Below are 23,958 nucleotides of genomic sequence, written 5' to 3' on the forward strand. Positions count from 1 at the left end.
GGTGGCGCTGCGCTTACCGGGGCTACAGACCCGTAGCCCGGAAAAGGTGCGCAGCACCGCCTCCGGGGAAATCCCACCTATATCACCGCTATTGCCTCTCTAACCAACTCGCAATAAACGTCGCGATCTGTGGAATATTATTTAAATCCAACAGCGGAAGTGACGTCACTATGGGCACATCGCTGGCCACGGCGATCGTATGTTCATCAATCACTAGCTCTTCTACAAGATGTCCGCTATTTTGCCGGAAAAGCAGGATCTTCGGCACAGGTTCATGCTTAAAACCCTCCACCAAAACGAAATCCAATTTGTCAGGATCCATTCTGCTTACCAGCCATTGAAGATCTAATTCGGGTTCATCTGGGGTTTCTGTCATCAGCGCCCAACGCTGCTTACTGGCGACAATAGTTTGTGAAGCGCCAGCTTTGCGCAACTCATAACTATCCTTGCCAGGTTTATCGACATCCATATTGTGATGAGTATGCTTTATTAGCCCCGGCCGCAATCCTTTAGCGCAGAGTTCAGGGATAAGGCGTTTTAATAACGTTGTTTTCCCGGTACCGCTCCATGCGGCGATCGCCAGTAAGGGGATCATGATGACTCCTGCATCTGCTGCAACTCATCCAATGTATTTACATTGATGAACGCTGATTTCACATCGCTGAAATTCACCGGGTGCCCACCTACTTGACGCATAAAGACCATCACCCGGCGTTCTCCATGAGCCAGATAAGTCTCCAGTTCCGGAATGATTTGACGATGAACTAATGCAACGGCGGGATGATCGCGCTCGCCATCGTGTACCCAAACCACCGGCGCTGAAGCTTTCTGTTGTAGAAAGCGCTCGACCAGAAAAGAGGGGATGAACGGCGTGTCGCAGGGGCAAAATACAAACCATGGGCTATCTACCTGCTGCATAACGGCAAGCATTCCGGCCAGTGGGCCTGGAAAATCAGCTTGGGTATCGCGATAAACGGCATATCCGCTAGTATGCCAATACTCAAGATTGCGATTAGCGCTAATCACTAATCTGCCTACCTGCGGCTCTAATGAATCCGCAACGTGACGCCAGAGAGGACGACCATTCAGCAACTGCAATCCCTTATCAACACCGCCCATGCGCGTAGCTCTTCCACCCGCCAGCACGACGCCGGTTATTGCCTCGCTTTGCATATTAATATCGCCTCTTTCATTGTGGGATTGACCCTGTTAACTTGTCCCTATCAAGAGTAAGGAGCATGACTATGAAATGTAAACGCCTGAATGAAGTAATTGAGCTTCTCCAGCCAGCCTGGCAAAAAGAACCTGAACTGAACCTGATGCAATTCTTGCAGAAACTGGCGGCTGAAGCAGGTTACAAAGGTGAACTAGCCGATCTTTCTGATGATATTCTGATTTATCACCTGAAGATGCGTGACTCATCGAAAGAGGCTGTCATCCCGGGTATTCAGAAAGATTATGAAGAGGATTTTAAAACCGCACTGTTACGCGCGCGCGGTGTTATTAAAGAGTAAAAGGTTGTAAGTGCTGCCGCGAAACCGGCTACGAGATGATATCCTGAAGCATTCGTACGATTATCGGATGTCAGGATGCACGATAAGGCTTTTACTTTTCAGACGCTTCACCCGGATACCATCATTGATGGATTATTCGATCTGGGAATGCGGGTCGACTCCGGTCTGACCCCGCTTAATAGCTATGAGAACCGTGTTTACCAGTTTCAGGACGAAGATCGCCGCCGCTACGTGGTGAAGTTCTATCGTCCTGAACGCTGGTCTGCAGAACAGATCCTCGAAGAACATCAGTTTGCGCTTCAACTCGTAGAAGATGAAGTGCCCGTTGCCGCGCCGCTCTTATTTAACGACAGCACGCTACATCAACATCAAGGATTCTTCTTTGCCGTCTTCCCAAGCCTCGGTGGCCGCCAGTTCGAAGCGGATAATCTTGACCAAATAGAATGGGTCGGGCGCTATCTTGGCCGCCTGCACCAGACCGGTCGTAAGCAGCGTTTTAATGCGCGCCCGGAGATTGGCGTACAAGAATATCTGTTGGAACCACGTCAGGTATTCGAACAGGCGACGCTTATTCCATCTGGCCTGAAGGCTGATTTCCTGGGTGCGGCTGATAAACTCATCGATGCCGTCAGGGCGCAGTGGCACGGGCGTGCGGATACGCTTCGTCTACATGGCGACTGCCACGCCGGTAATATCCTGTGGCGCGATGGTCCGCTGTTTGTTGATTTAGATGATGCCCGCAGTGGCCCGGCGGTACAGGATCTCTGGATGCTGCTGAATGGCGATAAAGCCGAACAGCGCATGCAGCTGGAGACCATCATTGAGGCTTATGAAGAATTCAGTCCGTTCAACACGGACGAAATCGCTCTCATCGAACCTTTACGCGCCATGCGTTTAGTTTATTATCTGGCGTGGCTGCTCAGGCGTTGGGACGATCCTGCTTTCCCTATAAATTTCCCATGGTTAACCGGGGAAGATTATTGGCGCGGGCAGACTGAAACATTTCTTGAGCAGGTGAAGGTTCTGCAGGAACCCCCTCTTCAGTTAACGCCAATGTATTAATGTGATATATCAGGAGAGAAATAATCATGAAAAAAATTTGGCTGGCGCTGGCTGGTATGATTCTGGCTTTCAGTGCATCCGCTGCCCAGATCACCGACGGCAAGCAGTACACCACCCTTGATAAGCCGGTTGCAGGTGAACCTCAGGTCCTTGAGTTCTTCTCATTCTACTGCCCGCACTGCTATCAGTTTGAAGAAGTGCTGCACGTTTCCGACAATGTACGTCAGAAACTGCCTGAAGGCACCAAAATGACCAAGTATCACGTTGAATTCCTGGGCCCGTTGGGTAAAGACCTGACCCAGGCGTGGGCTGTGGCGATCGCGCTGGGCGTTGAAGATAAAGTAACCGCGCCGATGTTTGAAGCGGTACAGAAAACCCAAACCGTGCAGTCCACTGCCGACATCCGTAAAGTCTTCGTTGATGCGGGCGTTAAAGGTGAAGATTACGACGCGGCATGGAACAGCTTTGTGGTGAAGTCTCTGGTCGCCCAGCAAGAGAAAGCCGCAGCCGATTTACAGCTGCAGGGCGTTCCGGCGATGTTTGTTAATGGTAAATACCAGCTGAACCCGCAGGGTATGGATACCAGCAATATGGACGCGTTTGTTTCCCAGTACGCAGATACGGTGAAACAACTGGTTGAAAAGAAATAAAAAAAAAGCCGGTCACTGACCGGCTTTTTTTATCGACTCTATAGTCACGACTTTTCGTTACCCTGCATAATGTCAGTGAGCTGACGATCTTTTTCTTCCCAAAGCCCATTCAGCCAGCGCTGGAAACCGCGCTTAAAGTTTTTATCATTGACGTAATCACCGTGTAGTTCCTCGCCAATCGGCACCAGATTAATACGTACCACGATACGTGTCAGGCGGCCGCTTAACATATCGTAAAACGGCCTGGCATTATTATCCGGATAGCACAGCGTAACGTTCAGTAGCTTATCGAACTGTGCGCCGAGGACGTTTAACGCCATCGCAATGCCCGCAGCTTTAGGCGGCAACAGGTTGTGGTAAGGCGAGCGCGTCTCGCGCTTCTTTTCAGCGGTAAACCTTGAACCTTCAACGAAGTTGACAATGGTTGTCGGATGAGAGCGGAATTTTTCACATGAGCGGCGAGTCGTTTCGACGTCTTTACCGCGACGTTCCGGGTGGCGCAGTAAGTAGCCGCGCGAATAGCGGCGCATAAAAGGCATATCAAGCGCCCAGCAGGCCAGGCCGATAAACGGTACCCAGGCCAACTGCTGCTTGAGGAAGTATTTATTCATCGGGATATGCTTGCGAAACAGAACGCAGAGCACCACGATGTCCGCCCAGCTATGATGGTTGCTGATAAGCAGATACCAGTTCTTTTTATTCAGCCCTTCCAGCCCCTGAATATCCCATTTCAACCATGGGTTGAGATGCAGCAGCAGCGCCAGTCCTTCGCACCAGCAATACATCATAAAATTGCAAAAAACGGAAATAGAACGCCATACCGCCGGGATAGGTACCAGCAGTTTAATCAGTCCGGCGATGATAATCGGTACGGAACAGATAACGGTGACTAAGATGGTAAGGGCGATACTCAGCGGGAGCGTTATCGCAGCGAGTAATCTCGACATAGTTAGTTTATTCAGAAAGTTAGGCCGGCAAAGAACCTTCTTAAGCCGCGCAAGAGGCTGATTTTACCAGAAAACGCGGTAAATAACGGGTCTTACCAGAACAGAAAAAAACGCGAATCTTATATCCACATGGAACATTGAGTCATCATGAATTGCATATAGCCTTGGGGGAAGATTTAATTCTTTGATATATAATGAGTTATAAGATGACATATTACATGGCTTAGGCTTTTTTGGCTGAGGCGATAAAACTATACACAAAGTTATCCACAGATAATATTGTGCAGCGATTCCCCTCTGCGATGAATCTTTTCGGCTAAATGCGGGAAAAATTCAGGATTTCATGCCCGTCTGTGGCATCCTTTACCCATAATCTGATAAACAGGCACGGAAATTATGGTTCAGATCCCAGAAAACCCTCTCATCCTCGTCGACGGCTCCTCTTACCTATATCGGGCTTACCACGCCTTCCCACCGCTAACCAATAGCGCCGGGGAGCCTACCGGCGCTATGTACGGCGTGCTGAATATGTTGCGTAGCCTGATCCTGCAGTATCAGCCGACGCATGCCGTCGTGGTATTTGATGCCAAAGGGAAAACCTTCCGTGACGAATTGTTTGAGCATTACAAATCACATCGTCCGCCGATGCCGGACGATCTACGTGCGCAGATTGAACCGCTGCACAAGATGGTGAAGGCGATGGGGCTGCCGCTGATGGCGGTGCCTGGCGTTGAAGCGGATGACGTTATCGGCACGCTGGCCCGCGAGGCGGAAAAAGTGGGCCGCCCGGTACTGATCAGCACCGGTGATAAAGATATGGCGCAACTGGTGACGCCGGGCATTACCTTAATCAACACCATGACCAACACTATCCTCGGCCCGGAAGAGGTCGTGAATAAGTACGGCGTACCGCCGGAACTGATTATTGATTTCCTCGCGCTGATGGGCGACTCCTCGGATAACATACCTGGCGTCCCGGGCGTTGGGGAAAAAACGGCGCAGGCGCTACTGCAGGGTTTGGGTGGTCTGGATACGCTCTATGCAGAACCGGAAAAAATCGCCGGGCTGACCTTCCGCGGCGCGAAAACGATGGCGGCGAAGCTGGAGCAGAACAAAGAGGTGGCCTACCTCTCTTATCAACTCGCAACGATAAAAACCGATGTTGAACTGGATCTGGGTTGCGAAGAGCTGTTAGTTGCGCAGCCGGCGGCAGATGAACTGCTGGCGTTGTTTAAGCAATATGAATTCAAACGTTGGATCACCGATGTCGAATCCGGCAAATGGCTACAGGGGAAAGGCGCTAAACCAGCGGCGAAACCAGCTGAAGCCGCGGTAATTATGGAAGAAGAGGTCGCCGCGACGCTCTCTTCTGAGCATTATGTGACAATCCTGGATGAAGCGACGCTGGTCGAATGGATTGCCAGATTGAAGAAAGCGCCGCTATTCGCTTTTGATACCGAAACGGATAGCCTCGATAACATTTCCGCCAATATGGTGGGTCTGTCATTCGCGATTGAGCCTGGCGTCGCGGCTTATGTGCCGGTGGCCCATGATTATCTCGACGCGCCGGACCAGATCCCACGTGAACGCGTGCTGGAGCTGCTCAAGCCGCTGCTGGAAGATGACAAGGTGCTAAAAGTAGGGCAAAACCTGAAGTACGATCGCGGCATCCTGGCCAACTATGACATTGAACTGCGTGGTATTGCCTTCGACACCATGCTGGAATCCTACACCCTCGATAGCGTCGCGGGTCGACATGATATGGATAGCCTGTCCGATCGCTGGTTGAAACACAAAACCATCACCTTTGAAGAGATTGCCGGTAAGGGGAAAAATCAGCTCACCTTTAATCAGATCGCGCTGGAAGAGGCCGGGCGTTACGCCGCGGAGGATGCTGACGTGACGCTGCAACTGCATCTGAAGATGTGGCCGCAACTGCAGCAGCATGAAGGTCCGCTGAATATCTTTAAAAATATCGAGATGCCGCTGGTGCCGGTGCTGTCGCGGGTTGAGCGCAACGGCGTGAAAATCGATCCGGCGGTGCTTCACGCGCATTCGCAGGAGATCGCTAAGCGTCTGGTTGAACTGGAACAACGCGCCCATGAAATTGCCGGTGAGGAGTTCAACCTCTCTTCTACCAAACAGTTGCAAACTATCCTGTTTGAAAAGCAGGGCATCAAGCCGCTGAAGAAAACGCCTGGCGGTGCGCCGTCGACTTCTGAAGAGGTGCTGGAGGAACTGGCGCTGGATTACCCGCTGGCGAAGGTGATCCTCGAGTATCGTGGGCTGGCGAAGCTTAAATCGACCTATACCGATAAGCTGCCGCTGATGATTAACCCGAAAACCGGTCGTGTTCATACTTCGTATCATCAGGCGGTGACGGCGACCGGGCGTCTCTCTTCGACCGATCCTAACCTGCAGAATATTCCGGTACGTAATGACGAAGGTCGTCGTATTCGTCAGGCGTTTATTGCGCCTCAGGACTATCTGATTGTGTCTGCCGACTATTCGCAGATTGAGCTGCGCATCATGGCGCACCTGTCGCGCGATGAGGGGCTGCTGAAGGCGTTTGCGGAAGGTAAGGATATTCACCGCGCCACCGCGGCAGAGGTATTTGGCTTACCGTTAGAAAGCGTCAGTAATGAACAGCGCCGTAGCGCGAAGGCGATTAACTTCGGCCTGATTTACGGTATGAGCGCATTTGGTCTGGCACGTCAGCTGAATATCCCGCGTAAAGAAGCGCAGAAGTACATGGATCTTTATTTCGAGCGCTATCCGGGCGTACTGGACTACATGGAACGTACCCGCGCGCAGGCGAAAGAGCAGGGCTATGTTGAAACGCTGGAAGGGCGTCGTCTGTATCTGCCGGATATCAAATCCAACAATGGCGCTCGCCGCGCGGGCGCGGAACGAGCGGCTATCAACGCACCGATGCAGGGAACGGCGGCGGATATTATTAAGCGGGCGATGATTGCCGTTGATGACTGGCTGCTGAGTGAAAAACCGCGCGTGCGGATGATCATGCAGGTGCACGATGAACTGGTGTTTGAAGTGCACAAAGACGATCTGGATAGCGTATCGAAGAAGGTGCATGAGCTGATGGAAAACAGTACTACGCTGGCGGTGCCGTTATTGGTGGAAGTCGGTAGCGGTGAAAACTGGGATCAAGCGCACTAAGTGGGCAATCTGTAAGGTTCTTTTTTGTAAGTTAGCAACATAACTTATAGATTTTTGTGATGGTCATTTGAATTTGTTATGTAAATAGTGAAAAAAAACTACAAAAAGTGCTTTATCCATAACCGAAAGAAGAGTAAAGTTATTCGCGTAGGGTACAGAGGTAAGATGTTCTATCTTTCAGACCTTTTACTTCACGTAATCGGATTTGGCTGAATATTTTAGCCGCCCCGGTCATTTATGACCGGGGCGTTTTTTATTGCGCGAAAGAAAAGTTTTACGCGCTGACAACCGCATAAAATGAACGTCCGGATAGGGCGCTGGGCGCCATTATCCGGAAAAAGCGGGGGTTACTCTGCGTCTTCGGCGGCTTCTTGTGGCGGGATGTCGTTAAACCAGCTATCCAGCTTCTGACGCAACTTATCCACGCCAGATTTTTTCAGCGAAGAGAAAGGCTCAACCTGGATATCGCCATTGAAGGCCAGTACCGCTTCACGCACCATATTGACCTGCGCTTTACGCGCGCCGCTGGCGAGCTTATCGGCTTTGGTTAGCAGGACCAGCACCTGTATATCGCTTTCTACCGCCCATTCGATCATCTGCTGATCGAGATCTTTCAGCGGATGACGGATATCCATCAATACCACCAGGCCTTTCAGGCACAGACGTTTTTCAAGATACTCACCCAGCGCCTTCTGCCATTTGATTTTCATCTCTTCCGGCACCTGCGCGTAGCCATACCCCGGCAAGTCGACCAGGCGTTTACCTTCCGCAACCTCAAACAGGTTGATAAGCTGGGTACGACCCGGCGTTTTTGACGTACGTGCCAGGCTTTTCTGGTTAGTCAGCGTATTAAGGGCGCTGGATTTGCCCGCATTTGAGCGGCCAGCGAATGCCACTTCGATTCCGGTATCGGATGGAAGATGGCGGATATCAGGCGCGCTCGTGACAAAATGCGTCTGTTGATAATTCCAGTTGGTCAAGACTGTCGTCTCCGTAAAATCAGGCTATGGCGGGGATTATACCTGAAAGGCAGAAAAAGGCTGTTTTTACCGCACGTCGGCGTTGTAAGTAAAAACCATGAGCTTTGTGAGACATTGTCCATAAGGACTATACGAAATTTGTGAGAAAAACCTGACGTCAAATTCATAGATTATAGTTAAATCATACTGTTACAGGAAACTCTATTCCCTTAAGCAGGCTTTTCATCCTACAGGTGGTTGTCGATTTCCGGCAAAACGGTAAAGTAGTGGGCAAAGGCGAGGATGCCGGAGGATTACGACTCAGGACGAGGGGTCAGGAGCGCCAGGAGGCGAAGACCGGGATTGTCAGGATGACAAACGTCTGGAGACGTTTTAAAAGGGAAAGGGATAGAACAAGGACCGTTGGAAGCTAAGGGAAAGACAGGGTAAGTCGATAGCTGATATGGAAAGTGGAAACCCGTTAAGGGTTGTGAGTGCGGAAAAAGGCGACAGATTAATCTGTCGCCTTTTTTCTTTGCTTGCTTTCTGCTAGATTCCGCCTCAATTCTATACTGAAGAAAACTGTCTGAAGATCACACATCATGAAAAAACCGGCATCCGCATCGCGCGGTAAAGCACGTGGTAAGTCGCGTGAAGAGTTGAACCAGGAAGCACGCGACCGTAAACGTCAGAAAAAACACCGCGGCCATGCCGCAGGCAGCCGCACCAGCGGCGGCGATGCTGCTTCAGCAGGCAAAGGCCGCAGCCAGCAGCAGGACCCACGCATTGGCAGCAAAAAACCGATCCCGCTGGGCGTGACAGAAAGCACCCCGGCCATTAAGCAGCACAAACCGAAGAGCGAGAAACCTATGCTTTCACCGCAGGCTGAGCTGGATTTGCTGGAGAATGATGAGCGCCTGGACGCGCTGCTGGAACGTCTGGAAGAGGGCGGTACCCTGAATGCTGAAGAGCAGGCTTGGGTCGATGCCAAACTGGATCGTATTGACGCGCTGATGCAGCAGCTTGGCCTCTCCTATGACGACGACGAGGACGAGGAAGAAGAAGAGCGTCAGGAAGATATGATGCGTCTGCTGAAGGGTGGAAACTAACGTTTGCATCCCATCGGATTCCCGGTCCTGCTTATAACCCTTCTGGTTATATGTTATCTGCTGTGGTTATTCGTTAAACTAAGACGGTTGTCGCGGCGTCAAAAATGGCTGCGCAACCGGCTCATGACCCGAGGTGCGGTTGGGCCGGCACGGCGTACCCGTCGGCGGCATCATCGGAAGGAGTGAGCATGTCTGAGCAGTTAATCGACTGGGATCTGGCCCTTATCCAGAAATATAACTATTCCGGGCCGCGATATACCTCGTATCCCACCGCGCTGGAGTTTTCTCCGGCGTTCGGCGCTGCTGATTTTGCCGCCGCCGTGGACCGCTACCCGCAGCGGCCGCTGTCGCTGTACGTCCATATTCCGTTCTGCCATAAGCTCTGCTATTTTTGCGGCTGTAATAAGATTGTCACCCGCCAACAGCATAAGGCTGACCAGTATCTTGATGTCCTTGAGCAGGAAATTATTCACCGCGCGCCGCTTTTTGCCGGCCGCCAGGTTAGTCAACTGCACTGGGGCGGCGGTACGCCGACCTATCTCAACAAAGCGCAAATCAGCCGCTTGATGAATCTGCTGCGCGGGCACTTCAGCTTTAACGCCGATGCGGAAATCTCCATCGAAGTCGATCCGCGTGAAATCGAACTGGATGTACTGGATCATTTACGATCTGCAGGGTTCAACCGTTTGAGCATGGGGGTGCAGGATTTCAATAAAGAAGTGCAGCGCCTGGTGAACCGTGAACAAGATGAGGAATTCATCTTTGCGCTGCTGCGTCATGCACGTGAGATTGGCTTCACATCGACCAACATCGATTTGATTTACGGTCTGCCGAAGCAAACGCCGGAAAGCTTTGCCTTCACGCTGCAGAAAGTCGCTGAACTGAATCCGGACCGTCTGAGCGTATTTAACTACGCGCATCTGCCTACGCTATTCGCTGCGCAGCGCAAAATTAAAGACGCGGATTTACCGAGCGCAGAGCAGAAGCTGGATATCCTGCAGGAAACCATCGCTTCGCTTACCGACGCTGGCTATCAGTTTATCGGCATGGACCACTTTGCCCGCCCGGACGATGAACTGGCGATTGCCCAGCGCGAAGGCGTGCTGCACCGCAACTTCCAGGGGTACACCACTCAGGGCGATACCGACCTGCTCGGAATGGGTGTGTCGGCGATCAGTATGATTGGCGACTGCTACGCGCAGAACCAGAAAGAGCTGAAACAGTATTATCAGCAGGTTGATGAAAGCGGCACAGCGCTGTGGCGGGGTATTGCGTTGACCCGCGATGATTGTATCCGCCGGGATGTTATTAAGGCCCTGATTTGCAACTTCCGTCTTGAGTTCGCGGCGGTTGAAGCGCAGTGGGATCTTATCTTCAACGATTACTTTGCCGAAGATATGAAATTGCTGGCACCGCTGGCGAAAGATGGGCTGGTGGATGTGGATGAAAAAGGAATACAGGTCACGGCAAAAGGCCGTCTGTTGATTCGTAACATCTGTATGTGCTTCGATGCCTATTTGCGGCAGAAAGCGCGCCTGCAGCAGTTCTCTCGCGTTATTTAAGCGAATCCCGGTGAGCCAACTCACCGGGTGTTCATTTCGCCGCTAAGACCGGTGTTATTCCATTCCCAGCTCTTTTAGCTTCCGCGTTAACGTATTTCGCCCCCAGCCCAGCAGACGAGCGGCTTCCTGCTTATGCCCTTGCGTATGACGTAGCGCGGTGGTGAGCAATGCACGCTCCATCTCCGGCTGCGCTTCTGATAGCAGGTTTTGATGACCGGAACGCAGGGCACGGTCAGCCCATTGCCCCAGCAGCGTCGCCCAGCTATCCGGTTGGATCTGCGTTGGGCTATCGGGAATCGACGTTTCGAACAGCTCGGACGGCAGATCCTGGGTCAATACCTCCTGGCCTGCTGCCATCACCGTTAGCCAGCGACAGGTGTTCTCCAGCTGTCGCACGTTACCGGGCCAGGCCAGTCGCGTCAGCGCCGCTTCCGTTTCCGGATGCAACTGCTTGGCTTCGACGCCCAGTTCGCGGGCGGCAATCTGCAGGAAGTGGCGCGCCAGGCGCGGAATATCTTCCCGGCGTTCGCGCAGCGGCGGCAAATGCACGCGAATCACGTTCAGGCGATGGAACAAATCTTCACGGAATTTTCCTTCCTGCACGCGTAGCTCAAGGTTCTGGTGGGTCGCGGCAATAATCCGCACATCGACTTTCACCGGCGCATAGCCGCCAACGCGATAAAATTGGCCGTCAGCCAGCACGCGCAGCAGTCGCGTCTGAACATCCAGCGGCATATCGCCAATTTCATCAAGGAACAGCGTACCGCCATCGGCCTGCTCAAAACGCCCCTGACGGACGGTATTGGCGCCGGTAAAAGCCCCTTTTTCATGGCCGAACAGTTCCGATTCAATCAAATCTTTCGGAATGGCCGCCATGTTAAGGGCGATAAACGGCGATTTGGCGCGTGGACTGTGGCGATGCAGCGCGTGGGCGACCAGCTCTTTACCGGTACCTGATTCGCCGTTGATCAGTACGCTGATTGAGGAGCGTGACAGGCGGCCAATGATGCGAAACACATCCTGCATCGCCGGCGCTTCGCCAATAATATCGGCCGTCGGGCTGCTGACCGGCGTATTACGCGGCTGCTGCTGCTCCTGATAATGGCTAATCGCACGGTCAACCAGCGCCACCGCCTCATCAATATCAAAAGGTTTCGGCAGGTAATCAAAGGCGCCCTGCTGATAGGCGCTAACGGCGGCATCGAGATCCGAGTGCGCGGTCATAATGATGACCGGAAGCATCGGATGGCGTTGTTTAATCTGCTTTAACAGCGCCAGACCGTCCATCCCAGGCATGCGAATGTCGGAGAGTAAAACGTCCGGCGTTTTGGTGGTGAGGGCATCAAGCACCTCATTGCCGCTCTCAAATGTGGTACAGCTTAGACCCGCTCCGGTGAGTGCGCGTTCAAGCACCCAACGGATGGAGCTATCGTCATCGACTACCCAGGCTATCCCTCGTTGCATAAACACCTCTATTTCCGAATAGGCAGGTATACCGAGAACTCGGTATGGCCAGGCCAACTGGTAAATTCAATTTTGCCGGAGTGCTGATCGATAAGACTGCGGGCGATAGAAAGGCCAAGACCGGTACCGCCTTCGCGGCCGCTGACCATGGGGTAAAACAGCGTATCCTGCAGATGGGGTGGGATACCGGGACCATTATCTTCCACGTCGATACGCGCCGCCAGACGGTAACGTACGCCGTGGAGCGTGAGCTGAAAGGCGGTACGGGTGCGCAGGATGATTTCGCCGCCTTCGGGCCCCAGGGCCTGCAGCGCGTTGCGCACGATATTCAGCAACACTTGCTCGATTTGTTCCGGGTCGTGGGCCAGCTCTGGCAGGCTCGGGTCGTAATCGCGGATCAGTTTGACGTTATCCGGCAATTCCATGGAGACCAGCGCCACCACGCGCTCCGCGACTTTATGAATGCTTTCCGTGATATGCATACCGGGATGCTGCGGCCCCAGCAGGCGATCGACCAGGTTACGTAACCTGTCGGCCTGTTCAATAATCACCTGGGTATATTCCATCAGCGCGGGATCCGGTAGCGCTTTACTCAATAGCTGCGCCGCGCCGCGCAGGCCACCGAGCGGGTTTTTAATTTCATGCGCCAGACCGCGCACTAAATCGCGCGCCGCCACCTGCTGAGCATGCTGCAGCTGTTCCTGGCTCAAACGACGCTGATTATCCATCGGCGACATCTCAAGCAGGATATAGCCTTCAGGCAGGCGCTGAGCGGTGAGGGAGAGAATGTGCGAGCGGCCGTCAATCACCAGCGTCACTTCATTATCCGTGAAGCCCTGACCCGCCTGCAGGCTTTCCTGCATCAGGCCAATGTTTAACGAAAAGTAGCTCAGCAATTCTGGCAGCGGCGTACCGAATAATTTACGCGAACTTTGCGCCAGTAACTGCTGGGCAGCCGGGTTAGCGTAATGCACCGCGAGGTCGTCATCGACTAATAAGATACTGTGGATCAGCGAGTTGAGGATCTGCCCAGCATCGGGCTGTGTGCCTGTTGCCATCTGACAGTCTCCTGAAATGGTTGCACTATTTTAGTGCAGTATAGCTTTTTATTGGTAAAAAGCGCGAGAGATCAGCGTGTTGCTGGAGAAAAAAGCCCATCCTGAGATGGGCTGAAAGTTTCCACGGCAACAAAACATCCCTGGTATCCCGTGCCACAACACGGGAACACCATGGATTTACAGCAAAATCAGACGCTGTAGTACAGTTCGAACTCAACCGGGTGCGGAGTCATACGTACGCGGTCGTTTTCTTCAATGCGCAGGGCGATGTAAGCATCGATAGCTTCGTCAGTGAAGACGCCGCCTGCGGTCAGGAACTCGCGGTCTGCGTCCAGAGCCTGCAGGGCTTCTTCCAGAGAACCTGCAACCTGCGGGATTTCTTTCGCTTCTTCCGGCGGCAGATCGTACAGGTTTTTGTCCATCGCATCGCCAGGGTGAATTTTGTTTTTAATACCGTCCAGGCCAGCCATCAGCAGCGCGGCGAAGCACAGGTACGGGTTGGCAGCCGGGTCCGGGAAGCGCACTTCGATACGACGCGCTTTCGGCGAGGCAACTACCGGAATACGGATGGAAGCAGAGCGGTTACGGGCGGAGTAAGCCAGCATGACCGGCGCTTCGTAACCCGGGACCAGACGCTTGTAGGAGTTAGTGGTCGGGTTCGCCAGGGCGTTGATCGCTTTAGCGTGCTTGATAACGCCGCCGATGTAGTGCAGCGCTTGCTCAGACAGGCCCGCGTATTTGTCGCCGGAGAACAGGTTTACGCCGTTCTTGGACAGGGACATGTGGCAGTGCATGCCGGAACCGTTATCGCCAAACATTGGTTTTGGCATGAAGGTCGCGGTTTTACCGAAACGGTGAGCGACGTTGTGTACAACATATTTGTAGATCTGAATTTCGTCCGCTTTTTTGGTCATGGTGTTGAAGCGGGTAGCGATTTCGTTCTGACCGGCAGTTGCCACTTCGTGGTGGTGAGCTTCAACAACCAGGCCCATCTCTTCCATGATCATACACATGGTAGAACGGATATCCTGAGAGGAGTCTACCGGCGGAACCGGGAAGTAACCGCCTTTCACGCCCGGACGGTGGCCTTTGTTGCCGCCTTCGTATTTGGTAGAAGAGTTCCATGCGCCTTCGATATCGTCAATGGCCACGTGGGAACCAGAGATGGATGCGCCAAAGCGGATGTCGTCGAACAGGAAGAATTCTGGTTCCGGCCCGAACAGCACGGTGTCGGCGATGCCGGTGGCGCGCAGGTACTCTTCAGCGCGCTTGGCGATAGAGCGCGGGTCGCGGTCGTAACCCTGCAGGGTGCCTGGTTCCAGGATATCGCAGCGGATGATCAGCGTCGGTTCTTCATAGAACGGGTCGATCAGCGCCGTGGTGGCATCCGGCATCAGGACCATGTCGGATTCATTAATACCTTTCCAACCGCCAATCGAGGAGCCATCAAACATTTTGCCTTCTTCAAAGAATTCGGCATTTACCTGATGGGAAGGAATCGTGACGTGCTGTTCTTTACCTTTGGTATCGGTGAAGCGCAGATCGACAAACTTCACTTCGTGCTCGTTCAGCATCGTCAAAACGTGTTCAGCGGACATACTTAAACTCTCCCGGATTGGTCATTGTCGTCGTGGTAACGAACTTCTTACTGCTTAAAAGTGGCGTTGTTGCCTTAAAAAATATAAAGCGAAATCTGTGCCAACTTTTAAAAGTACGGTAAAACGCTGTATCATGCGCACCATAGTGCAAAAGGACTGCACCATGATGGAGATAATGCACCAAAATAGTGCTTCAATGTGAACGTTGAGCACCATTTTGGTGCAATTTTTATTACGGTGCCCTTTTATCGCTCCGTGAAAGCGGTCACAAACAAACTCTGCAATACTTGTTTGCGGAGGATCTTTGTGATCCTGTTCAGTCCTTCGCTTAATACGTGTACAATAACGCGCTATTTCTAATGCCTGAGGCAAAGTTGTGATCGAAAATCTGCGTAATATCGCCATCATCGCGCACGTCGACCATGGTAAAACTACCCTGGTTGATAAGCTGCTACAGCAATCCGGTACGTTCGACGCACGTACTGAAGCACAAGAACGTGTGATGGACTCCAACGATTTGGAGAAAGAGCGTGGGATTACCATCCTCGCTAAAAACACTGCAATCAAATGGAATGATTACCGTATCAACATCGTTGATACCCCAGGGCACGCCGACTTCGGAGGTGAAGTTGAGCGTGTTATGTCCATGGTTGACTCTGTGCTGCTGGTGGTTGATGCCTTTGACGGCCCGATGCCGCAGACGCGCTTTGTTACCAAAAAAGCGTTTGCTCACGGTCTGAAGCCGATCGTGGTCATCAACAAAGTTGACCGTCCGGGCGCGCGTCCGGATTGGGTTGTCGACCAGGTATTCGACCTGTTCGTTAACCTCGACGCGACCGACGAACAGCTGGACTTCCCGATCGTTTACGCTTCCGCGCTGAACGGTATCGCGGGTCTGGACCACGAAGACATGGCTGAAGACATGACCCCGTTGTACCAGGCGATTGTTGACCGTGTACCGGCGCCGGACGTTGACCTTGACGGTCCGCTGCAGATGCAAATCTCCCAGCTCGACTACAACAACTACGTTGGCGTAATCGGCATTGGTCGCATCAAGCGCGGTAAAGTGAAGCCGAACCAGCAGATCACTATCATCGATAGCGAAGGGAAAACCCGTAACGGTAAAGTCGGTAAAGTACTGACTCACCTGGGTCTCGAGCGTATCGAGAGCGACGTAGCCGAAGCCGGCGACATCATCGCGATCACCGGTCTGGGCGAGCTGAACATCTCCGACACCATCTGCGACCCGCAGAACGTCGAAGCGCTGCCGGCACTGTCTGTTGATGAGCCGACCGTATCTATGTTCTTCAACGTCAACACCTCTCCGTTCTGCGGTAAAGAAGGTAAGTTCGTTACCTCTCGCCAGATTCTGGACCGTCTGAACAAAGAGCTGGTGCACAACGTTGCGCTGCGCGTTGAAGAAACCGAAGACGCCGATGCGTTCCGCGTTTCTGGCCGTGGCGAACTGCACCTGTCTGTTCTGATTGAAAACATGCGTCGTGAAGGTTTCGAGATGGCGGTTTCCCGTCCGAAAGTTATCTTCCGCGAAATCGATGGCCGTAAACAAGAGCCGTTCGAGAACGTGACGCTGGACGTCGAAGAGCAGCACCAGGGTTCTGTCATGCAGGCGCTGGGTGAGCGTAAAGGCGACCTGAAAAACATGAATCCAGACGGTAAAGGCCGCGTACGTCTCGACTACGTGATCCCAAGCCGTGGTCTGATCGGCTTCCGTTCAGAGTTCATGACCATGACTTCCGGTACCGGTCTGCTGTACTCCACCTTCAGCCACTACGACGATGTTCGTCCGGGCGAAGTGGGCCAGCGTAACAACGGCGTACTGATCTCTAACGGTCAGGGTAAAGCGGTTGCGTTCGCACTGTTCGGCCTGCAGGATCGCGGTAAGCTGTTCCTCGGCCACGGCGCTGAAGTTTACGAAGGTCAGATTATCGGTATTCACAGCCGTTCTAATGACCTGACGGTAAACTGCCTGACCGGTAAGAAACTGACCAACATGCGTGCGTCCGGTACTGACGAAGCAACGGTTCTGGTTCCGCCGGTTAAGATGACCCTGGAGCAGGCTCTGGAGTTCATCGATGACGACGAACTGGTAGAAGTTACTCCGACGTCTATCCGTATCCGTAAACGTCACCTGACCGAGAACGACCGTAAACGCGCTATGCGCGGTGCGAAAGAAGAGTAATTTACCCTTCTTGCTGCAAGCTAAACCCCGCCACAACGGCGGGGTTTCTTTTTGGGCGCTTTTCACGCCGTCGATAGTCAAACCTCTTCTTTCCCGCTACAGTTAATCTTCAACGGCGCGGAAGGAGACAAAAATGCTCTATATCTTTGATTTAGGTAATGTGATTGTCGACATTGACTTCAACCGGGTGCTCGGAACGTGGAGCGATTTGACCCGCATCCCGCTGGCGACGCTAAAGCAAGACTTTGTTATGGGCGATGCCTTCCACCAGCATGAACGCGGGGAGATCAGCGATGAAGAGTTTGCCGCTGCAATGTGTCATGAAATGAACATGCCGCTGAGCTATGAACAGTTTGCCCACGGTTGGCAGGCCGTTTTTGTCGCCTTGCGTCCAGAAGTCACCGACATTATGCAAAAACTTCGCGACCAGGGGCACCGCGTGGTCGTACTCTCGAACACCAACCGTTTACATACCACTTTCTGGCCAAGCGAATATCCACAAGTGCGTGCTGCCGCAGATCATGTGTATCTTTCGCAAGAGATGGGGATGCGCAAACCCGAAACGCGTATCTACCAAAGCGTGCTGCAGGCGGAAGGATTTTCGCCGCAAGATGCGGTCTTTTTCGACGATAACGCCGATAATATAGCTGGGGCTAACCAGTTGGGGATCACCAGTATTCTGGTCACGGATAAGGAGACCATCCCCAACTACTTTGCGAAGCAGCTATGCTAAAAAGCGTTCATCAAAAAACCAAATACCATACCAGGCCGCTGGTGGCCTGGCTTAAGCTGCTGTGGCGGCGAATTGAAGAAGACAACATGACGACGTTGGCGGGGAATCTGGCCTACGTGTCTTTACTTGCGCTGGTACCGCTGATCGCCGTGGTTTTTGCCCTGTTTGCCGCCTTTCCGATGTTCTCCGACGTCAGCGTGCAGATCCGCCATTTTATCTTTGCCAACTTCATTCCGGCGACCGGCGATGTCATTCAGGGATATATCGAACAGTTTGTGGCGAACTCCAGCAGGATGACGGCCGTCGGCGCCTTTGGGTTAATTGTCACCTCATTACTGCTGATGTATTCGATTGATAGCGCGCTGAACACCATCTGGCGCAGCAGTCGGACGCGGCCAAAAATCTATTCATTTGCGGTCTATTGGATGATCCTGACTCTCGGGCCGCTGTTGGCCGGCGCCAGTCTGGCAATCAGTTCCTATCTTCTCTCACTACGCTGGGCCAGCGATCTCAATAGCGTCATTGATGATGTACTCCGTATATTCCCGCTAATCTTATCGTGGGCGGCGTTCTGGATGCTTTATAGCATTGTGCCCACCACCCAGGTACGCAATCGCGATGCGGTAATCGGCTCGCTGGTGGCGGCACTGCTTTTTGAAGCCGGTAAGAAGGCTTTTGCTTTATATATCACCATGTTTCCGTCATACCAGCTGATTTATGGCGTGATTGCGGTAGTACCCATTTTGTTTGTATGGGTTTACTGGACCTGGTGTATCGTCTTGCTTGGCGCTGAAATAACTGTCACTCTCGGTGAATACCGCAAACTCAAAAAAGAAGAAACAGAACAACCATGATTGCATTAATTCAACGCGTATCCCGTGCAAGCGTTACCGTGGAGGGTGAAGTGACGGGTGAAATCGGTCCGGGACTGCTGGTGCTGCTGGGCGTCGAGAAAGACGATGACGAACAGAAGGCCAATCGTCTGTGTGAACGAGTGCTCGGCTATCGCATTTTCAGCGATGCCGAAGGCAAAATGAATCTTAATGTCCAGCAGGCGGGCGGCAGCGTGCTGGTAGTTTCGCAGTTTACGCTAGCGGCCGATACCGAGCGCGGCATGCGCCCGAGTTTTTCCAAAGGCGCGGCGCCGGACAGAGCGGAAGCGCTGTATGAATACTTTGTTGAGCGCTGCCGCCAACAAGAAATGAATACTCAGACCGGGAGATTCGCTGCGGATATGCAGGTCTCGCTGGTAAACGATGGTCCCGTGACCTTTTGGTTGCAGGTATGAGTCAGCTTCCGGGCAGGCTGCGGGTAACAAAAGAGAGTACAGCTATGTATCACCTTCGTGTACCGCAAACAGAAGAAGAGTTAGAAAGCTATTATCAGTTCCGCTGGGAGATGTTGCGTAAGCCGCTGCATCAGCCTAAAGGGTCGGAACGCGACGCCTGGGATGCCATGGCGCATCACCAGATGGTCGTCGATGAAGAGGGCAACCTGGTTGCCGTCGGCCGGCTGTATATTAATGCGGAGAATGAAGCCTCGATCCGTTTTATGGCCGTTCATCCTTCCGTTCAGGATAAAGGTTTAGGCACCCTTATGGCGATGACCCTTGAGTCAGTCGCCCGTCAGGAAGGGGTGAAGCGGGTGACCTGTAGCGCCCGTGAAGATGCGATGGAGTTTTTCTCTAAGCTGGGCTTTGTGAACCAGGGGGAAATCACCACGCCGACAACCACGCCGATTCGCCACTTTTTGATGATTAAACCCATTGCTTCACTGGACGACATCCTGCACCGCGGCGACTGGTGCGGCCAACTGCAGCAGGCCTGGTATCAGCACATTCCGCTGAGCGAAAAGATGGGGGTGCGCATTCAGCAGTATACCGGGCAAAAATTTATCACCACCATGCCCGAAGCGGGGAACCAGAATCCGCACCATACGTTATTTGCCGGCAGCCTGTTTTCGCTCGCTACCTTAACCGGCTGGGGGCTAATCTGGTTAATGCTGCGCGAGCGGCACCTTGGCGGCACGATTATCCTTGCCGATGCGCATATCCGTTACAGCAAGCCGATCAGCGGGAGGCCGAATGCCGTGGCCGATTTGGGCTCGCTAAGCGGCGATCTCGATCGCCTGGCGCGCGGGCGTAAGGCTCGCGTGCAGCTTCAGGTCGAACTGTTCGGTAACGATAAGCTGGGCGCCGTTTTTGAGGGAACCTATATCGTACTGCCCGCGAAGCCGTTCGGTTCGTATGAAGAGGGCGGGAACGAGGAAGAGTAACCCGCCTCCGGCATTATTATTGGCCTGGCGTTTGCGTACGCCAGGCGATATCGCGCATCGCCTGCTTTGCCGTGAGGCTTATCCCGCCTAACTGAAAGAAACCGTGAATGACGCCCAGATAGCGCTGGCAGGTGCTTTCTATCCCTTGTGCTATTAACCGCCGGTACAGCGCTTCTCCCTCATCGCGCAAAGGATCAAATTCGGCCGTCAGGATATGAACCGGCGGCAGCCCGTTAAAATCTTCGCGCCACAGCGGACTGGCTTCCGGATGGGTAGCGGGTGTGGCCGCTAAATACATTTCGTAGCCGCTAAGCAGCGTATCCCGGGTAATGATGTAATCCTCGCCGTTGCTGGCGTAGCTTGCCATGCTGGCGGTAGCGTCGAGCATAGGGTAAATCAGGATAAGCTGCGCAGGTTGCCATACTCCCGCCGTTTTCAGGCGTAGCGCAGTGACCAGGGCGAGGTGGCCGCCGGCGCTGTCGCCGGCCAGCGTGATGCGCGCGGCGTCAACGCCAAGCCGCTGCGCATACCGATAGATAATGTTGGCGCCTCGTTCCGCATCATCGTGCGCCGCCGGAAAAGTGTACTCCGGCGCCAGACGGTACTGCACGGCGATCACCCGGCACCCACTGAACCAGGCAAGCTGGCGCAATTGGTTGTCATGGGTGGCAAAGCCGCCGCTCACAAAACAGCCGCCGTGGTAATACACAATGGTGGGTAGCAAGCCGTTGCTTTTTGGCGGCGAGACGACGCGCAAGGTCATGCCATCGAGCGTGATGTCTTCAACCTGTACACGCGTTTCCGTTGCCCCAGCGAGAACGGCGCTGGCGAGATAGCCGTTTCTCCGGTCATCAATACTCTGTTCTCGTGCTGATGGCCGCCCCGCAGCAATAAACTCCTCAACCAGCGAAGCAATACCTTTTTCCAATGTCATGGCAAGTCCCTTTTACTGGATTAATATCCAGTGTTATAGCCTGGTTTTTGCGAAAAAGATATACCGAATAAAGCCGCGATCGCATTGTGGAAAGCGGCTCGCAAAAGCGTATTTCTCAGCAAAGATCTGCTTCTTCTGTTGAACAATATCTGGAGAAGCAGGATCGGGATAAGGAGAGCATTTCCGGCGTGGTCACGCCGTATGAATGATAACGAGCGACCTGAGTCGCCCGTTATAGGTGCGCAGAACTTACTCCCCTTCGCCGGGGAACATGAACGGGTTAATTGAGCTTCTGGCGAAGCCTTCCTGTTCCATGCGAGCATCGAGTACCAGCGAGGCTAAATCGTCGGCAACGGCTTCGACTTTCGGGTCTTTCTCCTGATACATAATCTTCAGGTAGCTCCCGCAGTCGCCGCAGCTTTCGGCTTTCACCGCCGCCTGCTCGTTATCCAGCGACCAGTAGTGCAGGTCGCGGCTCTGTTCGCAGTTGCTGCATTTTACGCGTACCACATGCCATTCGGTTTCACACAAGTTGCAGTGCAGATAGCGCAGCCCCTGAGTGGTGCCGATTTGCACGATGCTGGAGACCGGCATCGAGCCGCAAACCGGGCAGAACTGGCGATGCTCGCCGTATTCGGCGCGCGCTTTCCCCGGGATCAGGCTGGCCATTTGTGCCCAGTACAGCGACAGCGCGGCCCAGATAAACGGCGCTTTGTCGCTGCTGACCGAGGCGAAATCGGAAGCAAACAGCGCGCTGGCCATCTCTTCCAGTTCCGGCCCGGAAGCTTTTTCCAGATTCTCGATAACCGACAGCGCCGGGCCGCTCATCTCCGGTTTCAGCTCGGCGATCAGCGAATGCAGCAGTTTGTGCCAGTGTTTATCACGCGGCAATACGTGAATATCCAGCGGCGGCTTGCCCTGATCGTTGGCCTCTTTAATGCGGGCAGTCAGATCCATCTGCAACGGATGGTCGTACAGCACCACTTCCTGCGCATGAGCGATCAGCGCGGCAAAGCGCAGGTAATCGCCCAGCGGGTTGTTGGCGACCAGCTCGCGCAGGCGCTCTGCGCGGCGGTTATAAAGATTCTTCAGTCTGGGGAACAGTAGCGGCGGAATTGCTTCCGCCGTGCGTTTCTCGCTCGAACCCAGCTCGTCTTGCGGGATTATGCGAATACTCATGCAGTCTATTTTTCCTGTTTCTGGCGGACTTCACGGTACCAGCGCGGGTGATGTTTCTTCGCCCACGTTTTGGTAACCCAGCCTTCCACCATCGCGGTAATGGTGCCTTTCACCCAAAGGGCGGCGTAGATATGCACCATGATAACCACAATTAACGCGACTGCGGCAAAAGAATGCAGCATCAGCGCGAATCGGATCACCGGGATTGAGAATGCAGGCGCAAAGTACGGACGCCAGATGATCACGCCGCTTACCAGCAGCAGCACCAGGAAAATAATCGCCGCCCAGAATACGCATTTCTGGCCGAAGTTATAACGCCCGGTATCGCCTACCTCCTCGTTGACGACGATCTTACGAATATTCTTCGCCCAAAAGATATCATCCCGATTGATTAGGTTGTGATGCCAGTAACGGAAAAACATGATGATAAACGACGCGAACATCACCACCCCGACGAACGGGTGGAGAATACGCGCCAGCTGCGGCGTACCGAGAATATGCATCAGCCAGTTAAACGACGGGAAGAAAAAGCCTAACCCGCTTACCGCCGCCAGAATAAAGCAGAAGGCGGTTATCCAGTGGTTGATGCGTTCCGGCGCCGTGTAGCGCACGATGGTGTCACGTTTTCTCATTTGCGCACCTCGTCTTTCTCTTCATGCAGGTTGTCTTCTTCTTCATCTGCGCGGTTCGGACCGACGCCGACGTAGTGGAAGATACTGGCTGCGAAGGTCGCAGCAAAGCCGACCGCCGCCAGCGGTTTCCAGATACCTTTCCAGAATTTCACCGTTTGGCTGATTTCCGGATTCTCTGGCAGACCGTGGTAGAGATTCGGTTTATCGGCATGGTGCAGCACGTACATCACGTGGGTGCCGCCAACGCCAGCCGGATCGTACAGACCCGCCTTGTCATAACCGCGGGTTTTCAGCTCTGCGACGCGCTCGCCGGCCAGCGTTTTCATATCCTCTTTCGAACCAAAGTGGATAGCGCCGGTCGGGCAGGTTTTCACGCAGGCCGGCTCCTGGCCGACAGTCACGCGGTCTACGCACAGCGTACATTTGTAGACGCGATTGTCTTCCGGGTTCAGGCGCGGTACATCGAACGGGCAACCTGCGATGCAGTAGCCACAGCCGATACACTGCTCAGACTGGAAGTCGACGATGCCGTTAGCGTACTGAATGATCGCGCCTTCTGACGGACAGGCCTTCAGGCAGCCCGGGTCAGCGCAGTGCATGCAGCCATCTTTACGAATAAGCCATTCCAGCTTGTCGTTTTGTTCCACTTCCGAGAAGCGCATGACCGTCCATGACTTGGCGGTCAGGTCCGCCGGGTTGTCATACACCCCGACGTTGCTACCCACTTCGTCACGAAGGTCGTTCCATTCAGAACAGGCCACCTGGCAGGCTTTACAGCCGATGCAGGTGGTAACGTCGATAAGCTTCGCCACTTCCTGCTGGTGGTCCCGCGCCTGAGGCGCGGGAGTGAAACCGTTAGTCGCGGAACGACGAATAATATCTTGCGATTGATAAGCCATAAGTCGT

The 23,958-nt window shown here is 53.5% G+C and carries 23 protein-coding genes; 12 read left to right on the plus strand and 11 right to left on the minus strand.

Annotated features, from left to right (window positions below; all coding sequences use genetic code 11):
• Positions 1 to 88: 88 nt before the first annotated feature.
• Together mobB and mobA are read right to left on the minus strand one after the other, a co-directional pair.
• On the minus strand, positions 89 to 595 hold the full coding sequence (mobB, locus tag AC2CGP_RS22980) for a molybdopterin-guanine dinucleotide biosynthesis protein MobB (RefSeq protein ID WP_015368985.1): 507 nt from the start codon (positions 593 to 595) through the stop codon (positions 89 to 91).
• Entirely contained in the window at positions 592 to 1,173 is a 582-nt protein-coding gene (mobA, locus tag AC2CGP_RS22985; RefSeq protein WP_015703924.1) for a molybdenum cofactor guanylyltransferase MobA, read from the minus strand. Before mobA ends, mobB begins: the two co-directional genes overlap by 4 nt.
• 71 nt (positions 1,174 to 1,244) lie before the next feature.
• Here mobA and AC2CGP_RS22990 point away from each other — a divergent pair, with 71 nt between their 5' ends.
• The 3 genes from AC2CGP_RS22990 to dsbA all read left to right on the plus strand — a co-directional run bounded on the left by AC2CGP_RS22990 (position 1,245) and on the right by dsbA (position 3,226).
• Entirely contained in the window at positions 1,245 to 1,514 is a 270-nt protein-coding gene (locus AC2CGP_RS22990) for a YihD family protein (protein WP_015368982.1), read from the plus strand.
• Between the two features lie 75 nt (positions 1,515 to 1,589).
• Entirely contained in the window at positions 1,590 to 2,576 is a 987-nt protein-coding gene (locus tag AC2CGP_RS22995; protein WP_015703925.1) for a serine/threonine protein kinase, read from the plus strand.
• A 26-nt stretch (positions 2,577 to 2,602) separates the two neighbouring features.
• Complete coding sequence (dsbA, locus tag AC2CGP_RS23000; protein ID WP_015368980.1) at positions 2,603 to 3,226, plus strand: thiol:disulfide interchange protein DsbA; 624 nt, start codon at positions 2,603 to 2,605, stop codon at positions 3,224 to 3,226.
• A 44-nt stretch (positions 3,227 to 3,270) separates the two neighbouring features.
• On the opposite strand, the gene AC2CGP_RS23005 is transcribed toward dsbA, so the two are convergent.
• A complete protein-coding gene (locus AC2CGP_RS23005; RefSeq protein ID WP_213760054.1) occupies positions 3,271 to 4,173 on the minus strand; it encodes an acyltransferase in 903 nt (300 codons plus the stop codon).
• A 396-nt stretch (positions 4,174 to 4,569) separates the two neighbouring features.
• Between AC2CGP_RS23005 and polA the strand changes: the two genes are divergently transcribed.
• Together polA and spfP are read left to right on the plus strand one after the other, a co-directional pair.
• Complete coding sequence (gene polA / locus AC2CGP_RS23010) at positions 4,570 to 7,350, plus strand: DNA polymerase I (protein WP_213760056.1); 2,781 nt, start codon at positions 4,570 to 4,572, stop codon at positions 7,348 to 7,350.
• Positions 7,351 to 7,515: 165 nt separating this feature from the next.
• A complete protein-coding gene (gene spfP, locus AC2CGP_RS23015) occupies positions 7,516 to 7,563 on the plus strand; it encodes a small protein SpfP (protein WP_071892919.1) in 48 nt (15 codons plus the stop codon).
• A 134-nt stretch (positions 7,564 to 7,697) separates the two neighbouring features.
• Here the strand turns inward: spfP and yihA are convergent, their stop codons facing one another.
• Complete coding sequence (gene yihA / locus AC2CGP_RS23020) at positions 7,698 to 8,330, minus strand: ribosome biogenesis GTP-binding protein YihA/YsxC (protein WP_015368976.1); 633 nt, start codon at positions 8,328 to 8,330, stop codon at positions 7,698 to 7,700.
• Positions 8,331 to 8,911: 581 nt separating this feature from the next.
• Here yihA and yihI point away from each other — a divergent pair.
• Complete coding sequence (gene yihI / locus AC2CGP_RS23025; RefSeq protein ID WP_213760057.1) at positions 8,912 to 9,418, plus strand: Der GTPase-activating protein YihI; 507 nt, start codon at positions 8,912 to 8,914, stop codon at positions 9,416 to 9,418.
• A 188-nt stretch (positions 9,419 to 9,606) separates the two neighbouring features.
• On the plus strand, positions 9,607 to 10,980 hold the full coding sequence (gene hemN / locus AC2CGP_RS23030; protein ID WP_015368974.1) for an oxygen-independent coproporphyrinogen III oxidase: 1,374 nt from the start codon (positions 9,607 to 9,609) through the stop codon (positions 10,978 to 10,980).
• A 54-nt stretch (positions 10,981 to 11,034) separates the two neighbouring features.
• Here hemN and glnG read toward each other — a convergent pair whose 3' ends face one another.
• The 3 genes from glnG to glnA all read right to left on the minus strand — a co-directional run bounded on the left by glnG (position 11,035) and on the right by glnA (position 15,100).
• Entirely contained in the window at positions 11,035 to 12,444 is a 1,410-nt protein-coding gene (gene glnG / locus AC2CGP_RS23035) for a nitrogen regulation protein NR(I) (RefSeq protein WP_015368973.1), read from the minus strand.
• An 8-nt stretch (positions 12,445 to 12,452) separates the two neighbouring features.
• Positions 12,453 to 13,502, minus strand: a complete 1,050-nt coding sequence (gene glnL / locus AC2CGP_RS23040) for a nitrogen regulation protein NR(II) (RefSeq protein ID WP_015368972.1) — start codon at positions 13,500 to 13,502, stop codon at positions 12,453 to 12,455.
• A gap of 188 nt (positions 13,503 to 13,690) precedes the next feature.
• Positions 13,691 to 15,100, minus strand: a complete 1,410-nt coding sequence (glnA, locus tag AC2CGP_RS23045; protein ID WP_015368971.1) for a glutamate--ammonia ligase — start codon at positions 15,098 to 15,100, stop codon at positions 13,691 to 13,693.
• Positions 15,101 to 15,476: 376 nt separating this feature from the next.
• On the opposite strand from glnA, the gene typA reads away from it, so the two are divergent.
• The 5 genes from typA (at position 15,477) to fabY (ending at position 20,307) form a co-directional block, all read left to right on the plus strand.
• A complete protein-coding gene (gene typA / locus AC2CGP_RS23050; protein WP_015368970.1) occupies positions 15,477 to 17,300 on the plus strand; it encodes a ribosome-dependent GTPase TypA in 1,824 nt (607 codons plus the stop codon).
• A gap of 133 nt (positions 17,301 to 17,433) precedes the next feature.
• A complete protein-coding gene (gene yihX / locus AC2CGP_RS23055; RefSeq protein ID WP_015368969.1) occupies positions 17,434 to 18,033 on the plus strand; it encodes a glucose-1-phosphatase in 600 nt (199 codons plus the stop codon).
• A complete protein-coding gene (locus AC2CGP_RS23060; protein WP_015368968.1) occupies positions 18,027 to 18,887 on the plus strand; it encodes a virulence factor BrkB family protein in 861 nt (286 codons plus the stop codon). The genes yihX and AC2CGP_RS23060 overlap by 7 nt, the downstream gene beginning before the upstream one ends.
• Complete coding sequence (gene dtd, locus AC2CGP_RS23065) at positions 18,884 to 19,321, plus strand: D-aminoacyl-tRNA deacylase (RefSeq protein ID WP_015368967.1); 438 nt, start codon at positions 18,884 to 18,886, stop codon at positions 19,319 to 19,321. Before AC2CGP_RS23060 ends, dtd begins: the two co-directional genes overlap by 4 nt.
• Before the next feature lie 44 nt (positions 19,322 to 19,365).
• The gene (gene fabY, locus AC2CGP_RS23070) at positions 19,366 to 20,307 is read left to right on the plus strand and encodes a fatty acid biosynthesis protein FabY (RefSeq protein ID WP_015368966.1); all 942 of its coding nucleotides are present in this window, start codon (positions 19,366 to 19,368) and stop codon (positions 20,305 to 20,307) included.
• Positions 20,308 to 20,323: 16 nt separating this feature from the next.
• Here fabY and AC2CGP_RS23075 read toward each other — a convergent pair whose 3' ends face one another.
• The 4 genes from AC2CGP_RS23075 to fdxH form a co-directional block, all read right to left on the minus strand.
• The gene (locus AC2CGP_RS23075; RefSeq protein ID WP_032712977.1) at positions 20,324 to 21,241 is read right to left on the minus strand and encodes an alpha/beta hydrolase; all 918 of its coding nucleotides are present in this window, start codon (positions 21,239 to 21,241) and stop codon (positions 20,324 to 20,326) included.
• A gap of 249 nt (positions 21,242 to 21,490) precedes the next feature.
• A complete protein-coding gene (gene fdhE / locus AC2CGP_RS23080) occupies positions 21,491 to 22,420 on the minus strand; it encodes a formate dehydrogenase accessory protein FdhE (RefSeq protein WP_049034572.1) in 930 nt (309 codons plus the stop codon).
• 5 nt (positions 22,421 to 22,425) lie between these two features.
• Positions 22,426 to 23,052 carry a formate dehydrogenase cytochrome b556 subunit gene (gene fdoI, locus AC2CGP_RS23085; RefSeq protein WP_015368962.1) on the minus strand — a complete coding sequence of 209 codons (627 nt, stop codon included), beginning with the start codon at positions 23,050 to 23,052 and terminating at the stop codon, positions 22,426 to 22,428.
• A complete protein-coding gene (fdxH, locus tag AC2CGP_RS23090) occupies positions 23,049 to 23,951 on the minus strand; it encodes a formate dehydrogenase subunit beta (protein WP_032712975.1) in 903 nt (300 codons plus the stop codon). Before fdxH ends, fdoI begins: the two co-directional genes overlap by 4 nt.
• Positions 23,952 to 23,958 lie beyond the last annotated feature (7 nt).

The organism is Klebsiella sp. SYXHC3, from assembly GCF_057196925.1.

Excerpts from the sequence above, each read along its gene's own strand:
- mobB (WP_015368985.1), bottom strand. The coding sequence starts at position 595 with ATGATCCCCTTACTGGCGATCGCCGCATGGAGCGGTACCGGGAAAACA.
- mobA (WP_015703924.1), bottom strand. The coding sequence starts at position 1,173 with ATGCAAAGCGAGGCAATAACCGGCGTCGTGCTGGCGGGTGGAAGAGCT.
- AC2CGP_RS22990 (WP_015368982.1), top strand. The coding sequence starts at position 1,245 with ATGAAATGTAAACGCCTGAATGAAGTAATTGAGCTTCTCCAGCCAGCC.
- AC2CGP_RS22995 (WP_015703925.1), top strand. The coding sequence starts at position 1,590 with ATGCACGATAAGGCTTTTACTTTTCAGACGCTTCACCCGGATACCATC.
- dsbA (WP_015368980.1), top strand. The coding sequence starts at position 2,603 with ATGAAAAAAATTTGGCTGGCGCTGGCTGGTATGATTCTGGCTTTCAGT.
- AC2CGP_RS23005 (WP_213760054.1), bottom strand. The coding sequence starts at position 4,173 with ATGTCGAGATTACTCGCTGCGATAACGCTCCCGCTGAGTATCGCCCTT.
- polA (WP_213760056.1), top strand. The coding sequence starts at position 4,570 with ATGGTTCAGATCCCAGAAAACCCTCTCATCCTCGTCGACGGCTCCTCT.
- yihI (WP_213760057.1), top strand. The coding sequence starts at position 8,912 with ATGAAAAAACCGGCATCCGCATCGCGCGGTAAAGCACGTGGTAAGTCG.
- hemN (WP_015368974.1), top strand. The coding sequence starts at position 9,607 with ATGTCTGAGCAGTTAATCGACTGGGATCTGGCCCTTATCCAGAAATAT.
- glnG (WP_015368973.1), bottom strand. The coding sequence starts at position 12,444 with ATGCAACGAGGGATAGCCTGGGTAGTCGATGACGATAGCTCCATCCGT.
- glnL (WP_015368972.1), bottom strand. The coding sequence starts at position 13,502 with ATGGCAACAGGCACACAGCCCGATGCTGGGCAGATCCTCAACTCGCTG.
- glnA (WP_015368971.1), bottom strand. The coding sequence starts at position 15,100 with ATGTCCGCTGAACACGTTTTGACGATGCTGAACGAGCACGAAGTGAAG.
- yihX (WP_015368969.1), top strand. The coding sequence starts at position 17,434 with ATGCTCTATATCTTTGATTTAGGTAATGTGATTGTCGACATTGACTTC.
- AC2CGP_RS23060 (WP_015368968.1), top strand. The coding sequence starts at position 18,027 with ATGCTAAAAAGCGTTCATCAAAAAACCAAATACCATACCAGGCCGCTG.
- dtd (WP_015368967.1), top strand. The coding sequence starts at position 18,884 with ATGATTGCATTAATTCAACGCGTATCCCGTGCAAGCGTTACCGTGGAG.
- fabY (WP_015368966.1), top strand. The coding sequence starts at position 19,366 with ATGTATCACCTTCGTGTACCGCAAACAGAAGAAGAGTTAGAAAGCTAT.
- AC2CGP_RS23075 (WP_032712977.1), bottom strand. The coding sequence starts at position 21,241 with ATGACATTGGAAAAAGGTATTGCTTCGCTGGTTGAGGAGTTTATTGCT.
- fdhE (WP_049034572.1), bottom strand. The coding sequence starts at position 22,420 with ATGAGTATTCGCATAATCCCGCAAGACGAGCTGGGTTCGAGCGAGAAA.
- fdoI (WP_015368962.1), bottom strand. The coding sequence starts at position 23,052 with ATGAGAAAACGTGACACCATCGTGCGCTACACGGCGCCGGAACGCATC.
- fdxH (WP_032712975.1), bottom strand. The coding sequence starts at position 23,951 with ATGGCTTATCAATCGCAAGATATTATTCGTCGTTCCGCGACTAACGGT.